The following is a 17,660-nucleotide window of genomic DNA, read 5'->3' on the forward strand; positions in this document are numbered from 1 at the left end:
AGGGGGGAGAACTCCTCCCTACGCATAAATGACGAGGGTTTCCGTTCTCCCCCTTACCAACCCTAATTTCTGATGACGCAGGGTACCGAGTTGGAAGACTTCCCCAGGAGTAAAGGTGGTGCGACCTACCCCGGTAAATCCCAATCCGCTTTGACCCGCATTCGTCGCCGGATTGCCCCAGCGCACCTGATTTTCCCCGCCAACCGTGGGAGTTGCGACAAAAAGACCGCCGTCGGTACCCGTCCAAGTCCCAGAAGAACTCGAGAGGGTAAACCCATGAGCAGCAGAAGCACTCAGGGCGATCGCGCAAGTGAGGGCAGTGGTGGAGATTCCCGTTACCAGGGCAGTGAATCTTTTATGCATAAGTAACGACCTGCGATCGAAATGTTCCTCACCATAATACTCCCGAACCGGGTATGGCGATCGAACGTTCTTTACAAAAAATTACATGCGATCGCAAGCGCCGGGCCTAACGTTATCAAATCATTACATTTCGAGCGCTACGGTGGGCAAGTCCTTGCCCACCCCACAATACCTCACGATTCCCCTGGCGAAGCATTCATCGGTTCTCCATAAATAAACCCATTGCCCACCGTACCCAAAAACACCCGTCCGAAAGCATTCATATCCCCCACCAACACCCGGGCATCTTCATAATACCCCTTGGGCGTTTCCGCAATTTTAACCCAACTCGCGCCCAAATCCGTCGAGCGGAAAACCCCCCGCGCGCCGGCGACCTCTCCTTGCAGGTAAACCGTCGGATGATTCATCCCCGGTGCGGCTTTGCCAAATCCCAGCACTTGTGCGCGTTCCACCTGCGGCACCCGCACAAATTCCTCGCCAAAATCAACCGAGCGATACAACCCTTTCTCCTTTAAACTCACCCATACTTCCCCCGCTATTCCCGGTGCCGTTTTCACATTCGCGCCTTTCCAAACCCCTGCCGGTAGGGTTTCATTCACCATCGCCCAGGTTGCGCCCCCGTCATCGGTGCGAAGCAATCCTTTTTTGCCGTGATGGTAGAGATAAAAGGTTTCTGCGCGCACTGCATCTGCGGCTAATGCCTGCTGCGGATTCCACAAATGGGTATGTGCCCCGCCCATTTTTTGTCCCGAAACCAAGGAACTTTGCTGCCATGTTTCTCCCCGATTTGTGGTATAATAGGGAGACGCGCTATTGGTTGGTTGCCACACAATATTATTTGTATCTGTGGCCGAAACTGCCACATTTCCAAACACCAACTTATCGGGATGAGTGTTATTTTCTAGGGAAGGAAACTGCTGCCAATTGCGGCCATTATCCGTCGAAAATCCCGCTCGACTGACGGAGAAATTATGCTGGGTGGCACCGACAGAAACGATAAAGTTAGGATTGCCGCGACTGTAGTCGATACTGGTGGTGGTATTAAACACTTCCCGGCCATGATTGTGCGTGGGAAACTCCGAGAAAGAGGTATGGCGAAATCCATCAAAATCGGCGATCGCGGTAATCAAACTGGCACCATTGGGAGTGCTGAGTGCATCAAAGGTGACGGTTTCTTCCAGACCATTAACTGTCGCAGACCAGTGGAGGGAATTATCCCCTGCATTGTCGGTTTTCCACACACCAATTCCGTTGGTGAGCCACAGGCGATCGCTCTGGAATGGAGACACCGCAATTCCCCCAGAAAGGGTCCAAAAACTCCACTGCGGCCACCAAGGGAGTTTATCCAAATGATGGTTTAACGTCACCCAGGTTTCGCCGCCATCGTCTGAGCGATAAATTTGTTTCGGCGTCATGGGATAGGTGAGGACAAATAGGCGATTCGGATTGTTGGGGTCTGCAGTAACGCCAGCGTAATTTTTACCCGGTTCTGGGGTAATGTCTTGCCACCCCTGGGGGGAGTATTTCCACACTGCGCCTCGGCTGTCTTGTTTGGTGCGATAAAACGTGGCGATTAATTCTTGGTTGGCATTGACGACCCCCTGTTGCGGCACCAATTTGCGATCCGGACCGCCGCGCAACCATTCCCAGGTGTTACCGCCGTCGGTGGTGCGGTAAATGCCTTGACCGGCAACCCCGGCGTAGATAACTTGGGTTTTGTTAGCGATCGCCGCCGCTGTGGGGTCGAAGGTGACGTATGTAACCCCGGCGCGATCGTCCTTCTCTCCCTGGGGTTTCCCCACCGGTACTTGGGCGGTAGGGATCTGTCTCCAGGTTTGACCGCCATCTTCCGTGTGCCACAACCCATTGCGGCGAGAGGCGAAATAGACGATATTGCTGTTGTTGGGGTCTACCGCCAGACGCTCTCCGGTCCAGCGCCAATCTTCGTTCCCCCCCATCGGGATGGAGAGGTCTAGCACTTGCCAGGTTTCGCCGCGATCGCGCGACTTGAGAACCGCCCCGGGGACGGGTTGTTTTTTGCGCTCGGTGTAAGCCCCGGTGGCAATATAGAGCATGTTGGGGTCTTGCGGCGCGATCGCCAGACTTTCGATACTGCGCGAAATCTCCGGCGATACATTATCCCCGCGCAGCAATTGCACCCAGCTTTCGGTTTGCGGGTTCCAGCGAAACGCACCCCCCACATCGGTGCGGACGTACAATAGATCCGGTTCCTTGGGATGAATCGTCACCCCGGTAACAAAACCCCCGCCGCCGATTTTTACCGCTTTCCATTCGTATCGTTCGTTATTCGCTGTGGTAAATACCGTGCGATTCGCACCCATTGTGGATACATTCGCATCCGGAGAGGGGCTGAATAGAGTGCTGGCATAAACGGCAAAGAAAAAAGCAACAATGGCAACCGCAATATAGATAACTTTGGTTTTCGAGAGGGCGATCGTTGGTTTCATGGGTGAAAAACTGAGTAGCAATTGTCGGGGAAAAAGATAATAGCCAATCCGGTTTGTCAAAGCCGTGCGATACCGTTTTTCAAGCATTAACGATCTAGATGAAATGTAGGCACAGGTTTGGGCCAAGTCCTTACCCTAGGTAAATGTGGAAATAGATGTTTGAGCCAATGGATAGAAGTTCTCCGGGGGAAAGTCACGGTGAGGATTCGCCAGCGAGAATCAACTCGTCAGAGCCTTTGTAACTGATTACTCGAGCGGGGATACCCACGGCTACGGCGTTATCCGGGATATCGTTCGTGACCACCGCATTGGCCCCGATCGCCACATCATTGCCGATCTCGATATTGCCGATAATTTTAGCCCCCGGACCGACAAACACGCGATCGCCGAGTTGGGGACAGCCTTGATTGTCGCCGCGCATCGCCGCCCCAATCGCCACCTGCTGACTTAACACGCACTCCTTGCCGATTTTGGCATCGCAATGAATAAATATCCCGTTAACATGGGGGATAAAAACTCCTTGTCCAATTTCCGCGCGGTTGGGAAATTCACTGCCGGTAACGATTTCAATCAGTTTTTGCCAAATGGCACAAAACACTTTCAAAAATTGGCGAACGAGCGGCATGCGAACGTTAAAATGCACCCAGCGGCTAAAGCGATATTGAGTCATCGCCCATAACCCCTGCTTGGTGAGCAGTAGAAGCCACCAGGGGTGCTCGTCCATCAAGACGTAGCGCTCGATATCTGCTTGTAATGGTTGTAACATAATTCACAACTTTAAAACCCACTTTTAATCCAGTTCAAGGATAGCAAGTTGGCGATTGAGTTTTCCTCATCCCCAGGGAAGAGCTTGGAAAGGCTCCTATTTCCCGGGAAAAACTCGTTTTTATCGCCACCGTGGGAATGGAAAATCATTGACCGCGAGGCTGAATGAGGTTAGGCGAGTCATGCGATCGCGCCGGGGAATCCATTGGGAATAATTGCCGATATTGGGCGATCGCATTCTCTGCAGAAAACACCGCCGCTCTAGTTTGCAAGACCTGACCATCCGGAACTTCTGCCAGAGTTTGGGCGATCGCCGTTGCCATTGCCTCACTATCCCCCACCGGCACTAATTTCCCATAGGTTCCCTCGGCTAAAATTTCTGCCGGACCGCTTTCGCAGTTTGTGGACACCACGGGGGTACCGGCAGACATAGCTTCCACCAGCACGTTGCCAAACCCTTCCCAAGCCGAGGATAGCACCAACAGCGCCGATCGCGCCATATAGGCATAGGGATTCGCCACAAAGCCAGGGAGCGCCACATCTGCAGCAATACCCAACTCTCGCACCAACGATTCCAGATGCGATCGCTCCTCCCCTTCTCCTAACAGCATCAACCGCATCGATTGATTTTCTCGCACTTTCGCAAACGCGCGAATTAATGTAGGAAAATCCTTCTGTTTGTTCAACCGTCCCACCCCTAAAATCACCGGCGGTTCTCCCGGAGAAAACCACGGATGGTCGATGGATTCTTCCTGTTTGGCTTGCAATGGCGGCGTGACGATAGGATTGTAAATCACATGGATATTTTCCCCGCGCAAACCTAACTGGTTCAAGTCTTTGGCGACACCGCGCGACACGCAAACCACTGCATCGGCGATCGGATAAACCCAGGGAATCAAATAGGGAACGAACTTGCGTTTTAGATTCGGTGCATGGCGCGATTCCCGAGACAAGGTATTGTGAACCGTGACGATAGTGCGCGTGCAACCCCCCGCCAGGGATTTCGCCCACAGCGCCACCAAATTGGTATCTTCCAACGCCGAAAGCAGCACCTTCGGGCGTTCTCGTTTCAGATAGCCCACCAAATCTGGAAGGCTTCTCAACAAACTTTTGCGGTTTAAATTCACCGCGTTTATCTGTGGGGAAATTTGCGAAAGATAAGGCCCTTCTGGGGTGACTAATACCAGGTCTACATCCATCCCTTGCCAAGCAAAACCCTCGGCTAAATTCAGCATCACCCGTTCTGCGCCTCCCCCGTCTAAATCTTTAAGAAAAATCGCAATTTCAGACATGGTTATCCCTCGTTAAACGTTTGAATAATTCTTGTCTTTTTCCCCTGACAATGCTGGGGATGCGGAAGGCGCTTCGGTGCTTTCCGGAAGCGGCGACTCGACGGTAATTCGTCCCAAAGAAAGCACCGCCATCATGTAGGTTGCCCACAGGGCAGAATTATGCGCCATAATCGAACTTTCCGTGATATTATAGAGCAATAAAAAAGAACAGTACATCAATGGCCACAGGTGCTCCGGCCCGCGAGTCAACCGCGCCCGATGATAGGCCCGTCCCCACGCTAAGAAATAGCTCAGCAGAAAAAAGAATAATCCCATTAAACCCAAATCGCAAGCGAGATTCACGAAGCCATTATGGGCATGAGGCGGAATGTAATTCGCCCCGATTTCTTCCCCGATCGCAGCCGGTATCGCGCTTCTCGGATGCCAAAATGCAGCGCGCCCGTAACCCAACCAGGGGCGTTGCTGAATGCGGGCGATCGCACCGGCCCAAATTTCCGTTCGTCCCGTCAGGGTCAAATCCCGCCCCATACTCTCGAGAATGATTCCCGCATTGCTGATAAACGTGAGCGCCAGGGCCGCAAAAATTAAAATGATAATATTGAGTATAATCACCGCATTCGTATCCCGCCAGCGCAAACCCTTGTAAAGCTGCAACAGAATCGAAACCGTAATAAATACCATCAAACCCGTCTTAGAAGTAGACAGGATAAGCAGCGCCACCCACAGGAACAAACCGCCCCAAGCAATATAAGTAAAGCGGCGAAGAATCATCGTCAAAAATAAGAAAATCAGGGCACTATAGGCGGAAATTTCAGCTAAAATATTTTTATGCACGTAAAGGCCGCGCCACGCCCCAGCATGATCCCCAGTGGTATGAATCCCTTCCGAGGGCATCCCGAGGGTGTACAACACCGAGATAACGCCGATAATTCCCATCGCCCATGCCATCAGGCGAATTTGCTGTTTTAAGGTATAGCAGGAAGCGACGTAAAGGGAAAACGAAGCCGTTTGACAGGCGACAATTCCACTTTTTAGAGTATCTTTAGGAAACGCAGACCACAAAAAGGAAAGCAGGGTCAGGGTTAACAGCAACCACAGAAATGGATCGCGCAACAAGGTGCGAACCGTTCTGCGCCAGCGCGCTAACAGCAGCAGAAAACTCATCCCATAAACCCCATATTGAGTCAGAGAAGAGACCGGATCCGGAACTAATTTATAGAGGCTACCCGACAGGTAGATAATTCCGACGATAACTAGCAGTTTTTCTCCGAGTCTGACTAATTCCCTCATTGTAAATAGTAATAAACCGATTTTAAATAGATGGTCAGGCGATCGCGCCAAGGAGTGCTGGCGAGATACTTATCTATCCAGTCTCGCGAGTCTCCTACTAACCCGCCACTTTTCCAAGACGCCGCAATGCCATTGGCAAAGCAATTATTGCTAAACGTCCAAATCGCTTCGGGAAAATAATGGCGCATCCAATAGGCGGTGAGAATTTCAATTCTTGCCGTGGTTTTAAACCGATCGTTGCGATCGGTATATGCATTATTTTGATGGATGCGCTGAATGGATAAAAAGCGATTGATGACATAACCCGGGGTTAACGCTAGGGCTAAAAACTTGAGGTAGTTATCGCTGAGTATGGGAATTTCAGGCATAGGTAACATTTTCTCCAACAGCGATCGGCGAAAGCAAAACGCCGAAGTTGCCGGCAATCCCGAGGGCGGAAGGTAATTGTTTAACTTTCCCCGTTTCAGCGGTCCTCTAAAATCGTATTCTGCCGATAAACCCACCTCCTTTTGTCCTCCGGGGATGGGATTGAGCTGTGCATCCACCCATTGTTGCGGATGAAAACACCACCCGCGATCGCGATTTTCTTGCAACGCCTCCACCACCTCTGCCACTTTGGTCGGCACAAACAAATCGTCGGCATCCAACAAGCAGATAATCTCGCCGCGACTGGCTTCAAACCCACTGTTAAAAGCCGACGCCTGACCGCCATTTTCCTGTAAAATTGGCAGAATTTTATCCCCATATTCGGCGATAACCTCCCGGGAATTGTCTGTAGACCCATCGTCTACGACAATCACCTCAATATGGGGATAAGTTTGCTGCAATGCGCTGTCAATGGCTGCGCCCAGAAATCGCCCGTAATTGTAATTATTGATGGCAATGGTCACTAACGGTTCGTTTGGCATATAATTTTTCCCTGTAGTTAGCAAATTGAGAGGGTTTAACTCATCCAATGGCTTAAATCGCGCTGTAAAATGTGGGATAATTTATCATTTTCTGCCCGGAATTCTTCGATTAACTCAGCGCGGAAATCCGGAGAGAGAGGAGTACGTTCTTGGGGTTTGGCATTAACCTTGCGGATAGCATTCATAATGCCAAAGCTCTCGATTCCCAAAAAGGATTGGGTTTTTTTCGCCACGGCGATCGCCCAACTGGGGGTTTTTTCGGTAAACTGACCCAACAGCGGATTTTTGTGCCCTTTATTGGCATTCACCCGAGGAAAATCCACCCGGTTATCGGACGGAACCTGCAAAAATTCTAACACCTCGTCATAAATTTTTTTCGGGGAAGCTTTAAAATCATCGAATAAAATCAACTTGACTTGCGAGGCGGGAAATACAGCGAGGAGTTTTTCCACTTGGGAACCAAGTTGTCCGAGATGTTTGTATTGCAAAACCCGGGGATTGCTGCATCGTTTGGGCAGAAACTTTCCGGTTTGGCGATCGCCTTGCAACCGCCACGCTTTTTCAAAGTCCGGCTCATCTTCTCCCGTATTGTACAACAATTGCGAATGATAAGAATAAACCAATTCTACCGGATTGCGAAGCATGGCAATAATTTTAGCCGTCGGTTGAACGCGGCGAATATTCTCTAACGCCACATCAGAACATAAATAATGAACCGATGCTTCGCCTACGGCTTTGTGCTGCGCTGTAGCATCTGCAAATAATTCCAAATAGCGCTCCCAAGTGGTAAACGGCGTATGATTGTAATCTTCGGCAAAATAATGAGGTTCTTTCGGGGAAGACATATAAACCTGCGGATGCGTCCTCAAATATTCGCTCAGGGCAGTGGTTCCGCATTTGGGCGCTCCAACAATGAAAAAATTAGGTTCTTGCATGGCATTTTATCGAACAACATCAAAGCAGTGGCTCGCAGAATTGGCTTTTGCCACTTGGCCTTTATTTCGATTCAATTGGTTCCAACCAGTGAGAAAGGTCGTGGTGAATCAACTCTTGCAATTTTAAGATATCCTCGCGATATTCCCGCAGCAGTTGTTGGCGGATTTCCGGAGGCATGGGCGGCTTTTTATAGCCCCTAAAATTCCATTGTTTCAGCCGATTGGCAATGCCGTGCCGAATTTCTTTCGGCAACAGTTGGTTGATAGTAGACTTGATGGGATTCGGTTTGACCATCAGTTTGTTTAACGTGGAGTTTTGCGGCATTCCCGATACATTATAGCGCTCCGACATATCCGGTATAAATTTATCGTCTACTTCTAAAAATTGGAAGATGTCTTGCAATATGCCAGTGGGATTTTGCTTAAACCTGTCATAGGGATAAATTTTGAGCTGGTTGCGGTCGAAAACCTGCAAATATCGCTGGATTTGCGGAGAGTAAAAGGAACGATTTTTATAGTGCCAAATGCCTTCCCAGTTTTGCTGAATGCGCTGGGGTTCGGCTTGCAGCGCCCGCGCAAAATCCGTGAGGGGTTCGTCGCCATCGCGCACTAGGTGGAGAAAACAGGCATAAGCGGCATCTGCGGGGTTGCGAAGCAGGGCAATCAGTTTGGCGTCAGGAATGTGATGCTGAATGCGGAAGGGGGCTTGCGGACTACTCAGATACGTGGTGGAGGCTTCGCCGATCGCGATTTCGTCCGATACCCCATCGAATAGCTTGCGGTAATCTTCTACTCGAGTCACTGCATCCCGATAGCGCTCTTTATCCCCGGGACCTTGAAAGTCAATGGATTGCCCTTCTAAGGCAAAAAAATGGGGTTCTTTCACCGGACTCATGTAAATTTCCGGATGTTGGTTGAGGTAGTAATAAATGGCACTGGTTCCGGCTTTCGGAGCGCCGATTATTAGAAAGTTTGGCATTATCATGTGATTGTCTCCTCCGGGGGATAAAATTAACCGATTTTGCCCAAGGCGGTGGCGTAAATGTTCAGTCGTTTGTAGACAAACCAGACGAGCAAGATATTCCAAAGCATCATACTGGTTGCGGTGGCGATCGCGGCTCCCTCGCCAGCCCACAGGGGAATCAGCGTGGCATTCAGAATAATATTGAGCAAGGCGCTAATCGTCACACCGATCGCCGTATCTTTTTGATGGCCGGTCATGTTCAGCAACACCGCCACCGATCCGGTAAAAGCATTAGTTAACTGGCCCAAACACAGCACGATTAAAACACCGTGACCGGCGACAAACTCCCGACCAAATAACAATAAAAACCAATTTCCGAAGAGAATTAAAATTGTGGCGATCGGCACAGCGGCCAAGAGAATTAACCGACAGCTTTTCGTGATGACTCGTTGCAATTTCTCGCGATTTCCCTGGGCGTAGAGACTGGCAAAGGTCGGACCGAGGGAAGTATTAAAGGCAACCAAAATAAAGGTAATCAGTCCCGCGCCGCGATTGGCAATGTGATAGATGCCCACGGTTTCGGCATTGGCCATCGCTCCTAACATGACGGTATCGGTTTGGTTGTTGAGGATATACATTCCGCCCACGAACAGCATCGGTAAGGCTTCGCGGATCCATTCCCCCCGACGATAGCCAGGAGAGGCGGGTTGGAGTTTAGCCGCCAGTGCCCGTTGCAGCAGGGCTGCGCCCCAGAGAAATGCCACTGCGGTGGCCGTGGTATAGATTGCCACTGCGATCGGTGCAGTGAGGCGCTCTTCCAGCAGGAAATACCCACCGCACAGCAGGAGAATGATAACAACGGGACGGACGACCAGTTCGGGGAGTTGGCCCAGGACAATGCGATCGAGGGCTTGCATCGTCGCACTTCTAATCCGCGACAGTGCCATCAGCGGGAGTGCGATCGCGGCAATCCAAAACACAATCCGTCGGGGAGAATCGGGATCTGAGGTGAGAACTGTGGCGGTCACAGCGGCGATCGCGGCTAATCCCAGACCCGCCAGCAACACCATCAGATGAGACCAGCGCAACAGACCCCGGGCTAAATGCCAATCCCCTCGGGTTTGATAGACCGCTATTTCCCGGGTGAGCAAAGGGGCTAACCCCAAGGTCGCTGGAATTTCCAGCAAGGTCGCCCAAGCGATCGCGTAGGCATAAATCCCGTACCCTTCTGCGCCCAGCAAGCGGGCCAGCAGCAATCCAATGGCATAGCCTAAGCCCGCATTGAGCACTCTAAATCCAAAGGTCCCCGCCACTGCTTTGGCGAGAAACCCTTTCAAATTATCCCCTGATGCATTTCCTAAAATGGCTCGTACCTTGTGCAAAAGATACTGTTTCGAGCGGGCGATCGCCGCGTTGGGATGCTTTTTCATATGAACTCGATAAAATGGATAGGCTAAAGGGCGATCGCGCCGCAATTAATGAGAAATCGACTTTTTCCGTTCCTCGGACATTTTTTTGCGACCCCCATCGATATTTTCGTGGGAATTTTCTTTGTAATAAATTTCTGCATAATGGAAGTAACTGTCCGGTTCGGTTTCGCCCACCACGCCATTCATGGCAATTCCTAACACCGTTTGCCCCGATTGATCCAAACGCTGTTTGGCTGCATTCGCACTGGCACTGTCAATCAACCCCGGTCTCGCCACGAGCAAAATTCCATCGCTCATTTTGCTCACTGTCAGCGCATCGGCAACTAACAGCAACGGCGGCGTATCGAGAATCACACAATCATAAGCTTCCCGGCAATCTTGCACCAGGGAATTCATCCGCTTCGAACTCAGCAACGCCAAGGAATTCGGCGGAATCACCCCGGAAGGCAATACGTCCAAATTTGGCGCGACGGGTCGTGCCACCTGGTGCGGTTGCAGTTGACCGACGATCGCATCGCTGAGTCCTTTGGCATTGGTTAAATTCCAAATATGATGTTGAATCGGATGGCGCAAGTCCGCATCCATCAGCAACACCCGATTTCCCAGTTCTGCCATTGCGGCGGCTAAATTGGCCGCCACGGTGGATTTTCCTTCTTTGGTCACGGAACTGGTAACCACAATGACTTGTAATTTGCGATCGGGACTCAAAAAGTTCAAGTTTGCCTGTAGCATCCGGTAGGATTCGCCAATCATCGATGTCGGGTTTTTAATCACCGCCACTTGCGGCAGTTTATCTTCGATTTTTCTTCTCCTAAACCGTCGCTTTCTCTGGGTATTGGGAATCATCGCCAGCAAGGTATAGTTCAGGATTTTCCGCAATTCTTTGCTAGTTTTGATGGACGGATCGATTAATTCCAGCAAGAATGCCGTCACAACGTAGAAAACCCCTCCCAATACGATGCCCAATGCGAGAATCATTTTGCGACTGGTAGAAACCGGATATTCAGATACCATTGCTGGACTGATAATCTGCGCGTTTCCTACATTTTGATTTTCGGCAATTCTAACTTCTTGCAGCCTTTTCAACAGAATCTCGTAGGTGGATTTTGCCGCATCCACCTGTCTTTCCAAATCCTGCTCCATTTGTTTGAGTCTGGGCAGGATTTGGGCGCGTTGTTGATGTTCGTTACGCGAGCGAATCAGGGATCTAAGCTGTTCGATCGCCCCTTTGCGTTCTGCTTCGTAACTGACTAAGGATTCGATCAGCACGTTTTGCAGCTCTCCCCCCTGCAAATCTCGAGCTTGTAGGGGCTGCCTTTGGCGATTGACAATCCCATTTACTTGCTGTTCTAATTCCGCGCTCAGTTGCGCTTTTTGTTGCTTTAATTTCAGCACCATCGGATGGGCGTCGCGAAATCGACTTTGTTCCCTCGCCAATCGCTTTTCGATTTCCTGCAGCTCTTCGCGCAGTTGCTGCACTTCAATCGAGCTACTCACGTTACTTTGCAGCAGCGCTTCCTCAGACGGTCTGCCAATTTTATTCTGCAAATCTTCAATCCGCGCTGTCTGTTGTTCAACCCGCGCCTTTACTTGGTCAATTTGGCTCTCTAATTCAGAAATTCTAATGACCGACAGGCTTGCTTCTTCTTCGAGTTTGACAATATTATATTGTTCTTTAAAGGTTCGCAAAGCGGCTTCTGCTTTTTGTAACTCTTTTTCGGTTTTGGGAAGCTGCTCGTTAATAAATGCCCGGGCGGCAGCGGCTTCGGCGCGGTTGACCAATACGTTGTTATCGATGTAGGTGTCCATGATGCGATTGACCACCGCCTCGGCTTCTTCCGGTTCCGGGCTTTTATAGGAAACCAGCAAAACGTCGGTTCCCTGCAGGGCTTTGACGCCGAGACCTTCGCGAAAGCTTTCATAACTAATCGGTTCGCCTTCCTCGGTGGTCAGGTCTAATTCCTCGATGGCTTGCATCAGGATGGGCACCGATCGCAACACCTCGGCTTCGGTGTCGATCGGGCTATCTTGCAGGTTTAATGGCTCTAAGGTGCCGATTTTTTCCCCGGCTTCGGTGACTAATGCCGAGGTGGTACTTTGTTTTTTGAATTTTAGTTTTCCATAGGCTTGATATTGTTTTTCGGACACTAAAGCAACCCCGAGAGCGCCGATGGTGGTCAATACCCACACCATCGTCGCCGGCAACCAATGTCGTTTCAGAATTAACCAGTATTTCTGAAAGTCGATATCTTCTGGATAATCTTGATGTTCCATCAGATTTCACTCCCGATTATTAACTGTTTTTCCATTTTATTCTCATCGCCTGCTCCGCAACACTCCTTCAGACAAAATCTTCTCGCTCTTCTCGTCAGCGCTCAGGTTGAGACCCAATCGTTTTGGCTTGGATCCTTCATCGGCACTTTTTACTGCACCGCAATAGAGCTCTACGAGCTTTTCAATATAATAATGAATATCTAACGAGGCCACTCGGGAGCGTGCGGCACGTCCTAAGGCGCTTCTGAGGGGTTCGTTTTCGATGGTCTTTTGCATGGCTTGGGCTAACCCCTCAATATCCCCGGGATTAACTACTAATCCTGTCTCGCCATCCTCAACTACTTCGGGAATTCCGCCCACTGGGGTGACGATGGGCGCAAGTCCCCAACTCATCCCTTCCAGTAATGCCATCGGTAGTCCTTCGTTGTAAGAAGGAAGCAAAAAGACATCCCCTTTGGCTAATAATTCGTTGCGTTGCTCTCCGTTTATCCACCCGGGAAAGCTAACTTGGGACTCGATGTTTAGCTCTTGGGCTAACTCCCTGGCACGCTCGATTTCTCCAGTGCCGGCTAAAATTAGGTTGACTTTTTCTCGCTGTTCGCTCGGCAATTTGGCAAAGGCTTGCAGCATCTCGAAAATGCCTTTGCGTGGGGTGATTTTTCCCAAGAAAATGAAATCGATCTGCCGATCGCCCTCGCCGCGATCGAGAAGATGCTCGGGCATGGCAACGGGATTGAGCAATACTACGGTTTGTTCGGGCTTCAAACCGCAATGGGTGACGTAAAATTCTTTCCAACTCTCTGACAAAACAATGGTATAGGTGCTGCGTTGCAACAACCAGGCGATCGCTCGTTTTATCGGGTTCGGCAATGTCAGGTAAAATAAATGAAATTCGCAGCCATGTGTGTGGATAATCACCGGTTTGTGAAAGGCAAATGCTATCAGCGCCAGAATCGATTTGCGGACGATGCTACCCCTTTCAGCGAGATGAATGTGAACCACATCTACGCGATCGCGCCACAATTCCCCGAGGAAGCACCACAGCGCTCGCGCGAAAACTTTCAGCATGTGTAGCTTCGACCTTTGGCTCGGTTCTCCATCCCAGGTGGTAATATGTTGCATTTCAAATTCGGTCGGTATTCTCTCGAGGATCAGTTTTTCAACTTGACCCATTCCTCCTTTTTCCTCTAAGCTCGGTCCGAGCATGATTACTTTCATAGTTTCCCTCTGGTTTCGTCGCCATCGAAAATTCACCGCCCTCGATGTATTCCGATTAATTAATTCCGTTTGATGGTCTCGTGCATCTCAATCTGTTACCTTTATCAAATTGGATACTCTCCTTTTTTTGTCATAATTGTAGTGTAAACCTCTCCGGTCTACCAGCCCCTACACCACTGGTTCTCCAAGCTGGGTGGGGATTGACCCTCTTCAGGTTTCACTGTCGAGCGCGATCTCAATTCCGGTTAAGCTTTGTAACATTCCGAGCGTTTAACCGTCGCTCGCTCGATCGCTTGGCAATTTCAAAATGCTTACGGACTTCGGAATATTTCTATAGTACAGATTTAATTAAAACAGGCGATCGCCACTCCGTGTAAGCAATCCAAACAATACACCGAGCTTCTCTCCCATTCTTATCTCCTCTTCTGTAGAAGGGCATCTGTCATAAGGCTGACTTGGCTTCAGGCTTCCGTCTTTTTCAGTTGCAAAAACATTGGCTTGTTGCGACTCAGAGGAAAAATTAGGCATTTTCCTCCAAGACAGATTGCATCTAAATTGCTTATATATTTATAACTTTTTTTTCTGAAAATCCCCCATATCAATCAATACCGCAAAATACTGTATCGATTTATAATGCAAAGTATATGAATTGCCGCCGCGTTCGCAGGCGCTCTCTTCGGAGAAGAGCGAATCGCCACAACCCTTTTTTCCCCTGCAATCCAACCCTCTTCAACTTGCAAAAACCTGATTCGCCGGGAATTTTTTCGCGAAAATCATAAAATGGTTATTCTGTCAATCTTTCGGTAGGAGGAAATTTAAGGGTGACAACGAGCCAATAGGTTGACTGGATTTTATATTTCTTTTATCTTTCCGGTGTAGGGGCCACCTTTCACTGACAGGGGTGGGCGCAAAAAAAGTCAGCCCTCCGATGAAGGCTGACTTTTTCGCGCTATAATTTTGGGGCGCAAACTGCCCCGTCAACTCCCTAGGGAGCTAATGCATTACCGCGCAGCAGACTGCCAATGGTTTTGGCGGTGATTTTCATTTGCACCAGTGGATTGGCAGGGACCACGGTTTTGTACAGATAGCTGTCAAACGTCATACGCTGCACGTCGATATCGGCGCACATTTCCACGAATGCTTCGCGGGAGGCATCACTGCGGTAAAATACTCGTTGCAGGATGTCGAGCACCTTGTAAGTCATGCCGTATTTTTTATCCCACCGCTTCAGGTAAAGCTTTAGCTCTTCCTCGGTGGGAACGCGGGTGCCGCCATTGGAAAATTCCACGATGGTTTCCGCGCACATGCGAGCTGACTTGGCGGCGAAGTAAATCCCTTCGCCGGAAGATTTGGTCACGGTGCCGGCAGCATCGCCGACGAGCGCCACCCGGCCCCGCACGCGACGAGGACGCGGATGTTCCGGAATTGGGTGCGCTTCCACTTTGATGATGGAACCGCCTTCCAAGCGTTTGGCAGCACGGGTACGAATGCCGGCTTGCAGTTTTTTGATTAACGCTTGGTTCACTTTCATGGTGCCAGTGCCCACGGCAACGTGATCGTATTTGGGGAATACCCAAGCGTAGAAGTCTGGGGAAACGTCGTTGCCCACGTACATTTCCGCCAAGTCTTCGTAGTAGGCCATTTTGTCTTCCGGAAGCCGAATTCGCTCCTGGAAGGCGATCGCGTAGTTGTAGTCCCCCGCTTCGATCGCTTTGGCAACCCGGGAATTGGCTCCATCCGCCCCAATTACCATGTCCACTTTCAGGGTCTTTTGCTTGCCCGCTACGGTCCCGTCTGAATGGTCCGCATAGTGGAGGGTGTAGGGATCGGTGTTGTTCGAGGGAATCTCTAGTTTATGAACCGTACCGTTAATCAGGTTGGCTCCTAATTTGGCGGCGCGATCGCGCAGGAATCCATCCAGGATTTCCCGGCGGCACATGCCAATATATTCTTCTTGTTTTTCTATTTTGATATCGACTTCCACATTCGACGGCGAGATCATTTTCATATTTCTCACCCGCCGATCGATGATGTGAGCGGGTAAATCAAACTCGCCCACCATACACAAGGGAATCGCCCCGCCACAGGGCTTCGCATTATCTAGCTTGCGCTCGAAGAGGTAGGTTTCAATACCTGCCTTCGCAAGCGTCTCGGCAGCAGATGAACCTGCCGGACCCGATCCAACAACTGCAACCCGTAGTGCCAAAGATGTTCTCCCTATCTGTCACGGTTACGAGATGTCATCCTACCACGCTCTTTTTCCTTTTTTTCAGAAAACCCGCCGAAATATGACAAAAATGCAACATAGTTTAACATTCCGTTACATTTTGGCTCCCTGAGTGGCGATCTGTAATTGGCAATTTTTAAACCGGGCTGGTATTATACATCCACCCATCTCGCCGTGGCAAGTCTCAACCAAACATTTTCGCGATCGCCGCGCGCGAACAGTTTTTATCCCTTCCCCCCCCCACCCAAAAAATTACCCCGTCGCCCCAGGAACACCGACGCCACCCCCCGCAAGGACAATGCAAAAATCCCCTTTCTGGGTAATAGCCGGATTTTCAATCTTTCAATCGGATTCCATCCCGGAATTTCAGTCGTTGCAAATGTAGCCATATTTAAGGCAGCAAATGTAGCACCAGCAAATGGGTTTGAGAGGATTTGACCTGCATGGCAATAGCTTAAGGGCTGTTAATCAGCCGCGATCGCCTCTCGGCTAAGCTTTAATTTTCACCAATTATTTTTTATAAAATCGATAAGAAATCACCATAAAATAGCCATTTTTTCCAAAGTCAAAATCTGAAAATAATGGTGTTTTACTGCCTATTTATTAGGTCATTTATAGCCAGAAATTACGATTTTTGATAGATGAGGAGTTGAAGGAGCGTAAATTCATTCAAGAATAATTGACAAATGGGGAAAGCCAATTAAAACCCAACCCAGAAAAAGTAAGACAGTTTGGCGCTGGGCTGTTTGATTGTTCTGACAAAGCAATCGGGATAGAAGCCAACAGGAGGCGCAAGTTAAGTGAATGGCCCAACACTCAAGCAGGTAAAGCGCTGGGTAAGCAAAAGCGATTGGGGAGGAGGGGGAAACGAGAGAAAAAGAACTTAACCAGTTGCGAGGGAATTGAGGGGAGAAAATCCAGAACCCAAGGGAATACGATCGCCCAACCCAGCTAAAAATTTCCCCCATAAAAAACCCCCGCAACTGACAGTGAAAGAGCAGAACTCCATGACAGTTACGGGAAAGGCGATCGCGCTTGTCAATCAAGCGGTGCCATGCGGCGAAAACAATTCTATGGTGGGGGTTTCAGCTTTTTGTACTAACAAGCTAACGGGGAAAGAAAGAGGGATTATTCTCTTCCGGTGAGATTATCGAAAGTTTTCTTAACTTGCTCGGAGAAAGAACTTTCGTCAGTCTCTTCCGGGCTGACCATTTTTTCCTTATCCGCGTCACCCTGAACCACATTCAATCCAGGATTGGTTTTTTCGATTTGTTCGTTCATAGAAGCGGGGTCTTTTCCGACGACTTCTTGAGATTCCTTTTCAACTTTGAGCAGTTTATCTTCACCTTCCATTGGGCTTTTCACCGCTGCATAGGCAGGCAAAACGCTCGAGAAAAACAATAAAGCGCAAACGCAGGCGGCGACCAACAGCCGAAACGGACGAAATTTGCGAAGTTTTAAGCTCATAGAGCGCATATTAACGTTCTCCTAGATTAAAATTTGCTGAGTTCGGGGAAGTCAGCAGA

Annotated in this window: 14 protein-coding genes; all 14 read right to left on the reverse strand. The window is 49.7% G+C overall.

The window, feature by feature from the left end:
• Positions 1-18: 18 nt before the first annotated feature.
• The 14 genes from AC0QH1_RS17790 to AC0QH1_RS17855 all read right to left on the reverse strand — a co-directional run bounded on the left by AC0QH1_RS17790 (position 19) and on the right by AC0QH1_RS17855 (position 17,610).
• A complete protein-coding gene (locus AC0QH1_RS17790) occupies positions 19-363 on the reverse strand; it encodes a choice-of-anchor K domain-containing protein (RefSeq protein ID WP_324632587.1) in 345 nt (114 codons plus the stop codon).
• Between the two features lie 173 nt (positions 364-536).
• Positions 537-2,831 (reverse strand): beta propeller repeat protein, encoded by a 2,295-nt coding sequence (locus AC0QH1_RS17795; protein ID WP_324632588.1) that lies wholly within the window; start codon positions 2,829-2,831, stop codon positions 537-539.
• A gap of 193 nt (positions 2,832-3,024) precedes the next feature.
• The gene (locus tag AC0QH1_RS17800) at positions 3,025-3,597 is read right to left on the reverse strand and encodes a serine O-acetyltransferase (protein WP_324632589.1); all 573 of its coding nucleotides are present in this window, start codon (positions 3,595-3,597) and stop codon (positions 3,025-3,027) included.
• Between the two features lie 145 nt (positions 3,598-3,742).
• A complete protein-coding gene (locus AC0QH1_RS17805; RefSeq protein WP_324632590.1) occupies positions 3,743-4,888 on the reverse strand; it encodes a glycosyltransferase in 1,146 nt (381 codons plus the stop codon).
• A 12-nt stretch (positions 4,889-4,900) separates the two neighbouring features.
• The gene (locus AC0QH1_RS17810) at positions 4,901-6,178 is read right to left on the reverse strand and encodes an O-antigen ligase family protein (protein ID WP_324632591.1); all 1,278 of its coding nucleotides are present in this window, start codon (positions 6,176-6,178) and stop codon (positions 4,901-4,903) included.
• The gene (locus tag AC0QH1_RS17815; RefSeq protein WP_324632593.1) at positions 6,175-7,086 is read right to left on the reverse strand and encodes a glycosyltransferase family 2 protein; all 912 of its coding nucleotides are present in this window, start codon (positions 7,084-7,086) and stop codon (positions 6,175-6,177) included. The genes AC0QH1_RS17810 and AC0QH1_RS17815 overlap by 4 nt, the downstream gene beginning before the upstream one ends.
• A 35-nt stretch (positions 7,087-7,121) precedes the next feature.
• A complete protein-coding gene (locus tag AC0QH1_RS17820; protein ID WP_324632594.1) occupies positions 7,122-8,021 on the reverse strand; it encodes a sulfotransferase family protein in 900 nt (299 codons plus the stop codon).
• A gap of 61 nt (positions 8,022-8,082) precedes the next feature.
• Positions 8,083-9,000, reverse strand: coding sequence for a sulfotransferase family protein (locus AC0QH1_RS17825; protein ID WP_324632595.1), 918 nt, complete (start codon positions 8,998-9,000; stop codon positions 8,083-8,085).
• Positions 9,001-9,032: 32 nt separating this feature from the next.
• Positions 9,033-10,415, reverse strand: coding sequence for a flippase (locus AC0QH1_RS17830; protein WP_324632596.1), 1,383 nt, complete (start codon positions 10,413-10,415; stop codon positions 9,033-9,035).
• Between the two features lie 45 nt (positions 10,416-10,460).
• Entirely contained in the window at positions 10,461-12,689 is a 2,229-nt protein-coding gene (locus AC0QH1_RS17835) for a GumC family protein (RefSeq protein ID WP_324632597.1), read from the reverse strand.
• Positions 12,690-12,731: 42 nt separating this feature from the next.
• Positions 12,732-13,907 carry a glycosyltransferase family 4 protein gene (locus AC0QH1_RS17840; RefSeq protein ID WP_324632599.1) on the reverse strand — a complete coding sequence of 392 codons (1,176 nt, stop codon included), beginning with the start codon at positions 13,905-13,907 and terminating at the stop codon, positions 12,732-12,734.
• Between the two features lie 348 nt (positions 13,908-14,255).
• Positions 14,256-14,435 carry a hypothetical protein gene (locus AC0QH1_RS17845; protein ID WP_324632600.1) on the reverse strand — a complete coding sequence of 60 codons (180 nt, stop codon included), beginning with the start codon at positions 14,433-14,435 and terminating at the stop codon, positions 14,256-14,258.
• A gap of 457 nt (positions 14,436-14,892) precedes the next feature.
• Positions 14,893-16,113 carry a geranylgeranyl reductase gene (gene chlP / locus AC0QH1_RS17850; RefSeq protein WP_324632601.1) on the reverse strand — a complete coding sequence of 407 codons (1,221 nt, stop codon included), beginning with the start codon at positions 16,111-16,113 and terminating at the stop codon, positions 14,893-14,895.
• A gap of 1,149 nt (positions 16,114-17,262) precedes the next feature.
• Entirely contained in the window at positions 17,263-17,610 is a 348-nt protein-coding gene (locus AC0QH1_RS17855; protein ID WP_324632602.1) for a low temperature-induced protein, read from the reverse strand.
• Between the last annotated feature and the right edge of the window lie 50 nt (positions 17,611-17,660).

The sequence above is a fragment of the Phormidium sp. CCY1219 genome (assembly GCF_055795085.1).

What these genes read in the sequence shown, in the direction of transcription:
- AC0QH1_RS17790 (WP_324632587.1), bottom strand. Translation starts at nt 363, where the DNA reads ATGCATAAAAGATTCACTGCCCTGGTAACGGGAATCTCCACCACTGCC.
- AC0QH1_RS17815 (WP_324632593.1), bottom strand. Translation starts at nt 7,086, where the DNA reads ATGCCAAACGAACCGTTAGTGACCATTGCCATCAATAATTACAATTAC.
- AC0QH1_RS17795 (WP_324632588.1), bottom strand. Translation starts at nt 2,831, where the DNA reads ATGAAACCAACGATCGCCCTCTCGAAAACCAAAGTTATCTATATTGCG.
- AC0QH1_RS17805 (WP_324632590.1), bottom strand. Translation starts at nt 4,888, where the DNA reads ATGTCTGAAATTGCGATTTTTCTTAAAGATTTAGACGGGGGAGGCGCA.
- AC0QH1_RS17845 (WP_324632600.1), bottom strand. Translation starts at nt 14,435, where the DNA reads ATGCCTAATTTTTCCTCTGAGTCGCAACAAGCCAATGTTTTTGCAACT.
- AC0QH1_RS17835 (WP_324632597.1), bottom strand. Translation starts at nt 12,689, where the DNA reads ATGGAACATCAAGATTATCCAGAAGATATCGACTTTCAGAAATACTGG.
- AC0QH1_RS17800 (WP_324632589.1), bottom strand. Translation starts at nt 3,597, where the DNA reads ATGTTACAACCATTACAAGCAGATATCGAGCGCTACGTCTTGATGGAC.
- AC0QH1_RS17855 (WP_324632602.1), bottom strand. Translation starts at nt 17,610, where the DNA reads ATGCGCTCTATGAGCTTAAAACTTCGCAAATTTCGTCCGTTTCGGCTG.
- AC0QH1_RS17810 (WP_324632591.1), bottom strand. Translation starts at nt 6,178, where the DNA reads ATGAGGGAATTAGTCAGACTCGGAGAAAAACTGCTAGTTATCGTCGGA.
- AC0QH1_RS17825 (WP_324632595.1), bottom strand. Translation starts at nt 9,000, where the DNA reads ATGCCAAACTTTCTAATAATCGGCGCTCCGAAAGCCGGAACCAGTGCC.
- AC0QH1_RS17830 (WP_324632596.1), bottom strand. Translation starts at nt 10,415, where the DNA reads ATGAAAAAGCATCCCAACGCGGCGATCGCCCGCTCGAAACAGTATCTT.
- AC0QH1_RS17820 (WP_324632594.1), bottom strand. Translation starts at nt 8,021, where the DNA reads ATGCAAGAACCTAATTTTTTCATTGTTGGAGCGCCCAAATGCGGAACC.
- AC0QH1_RS17840 (WP_324632599.1), bottom strand. Translation starts at nt 13,907, where the DNA reads ATGAAAGTAATCATGCTCGGACCGAGCTTAGAGGAAAAAGGAGGAATG.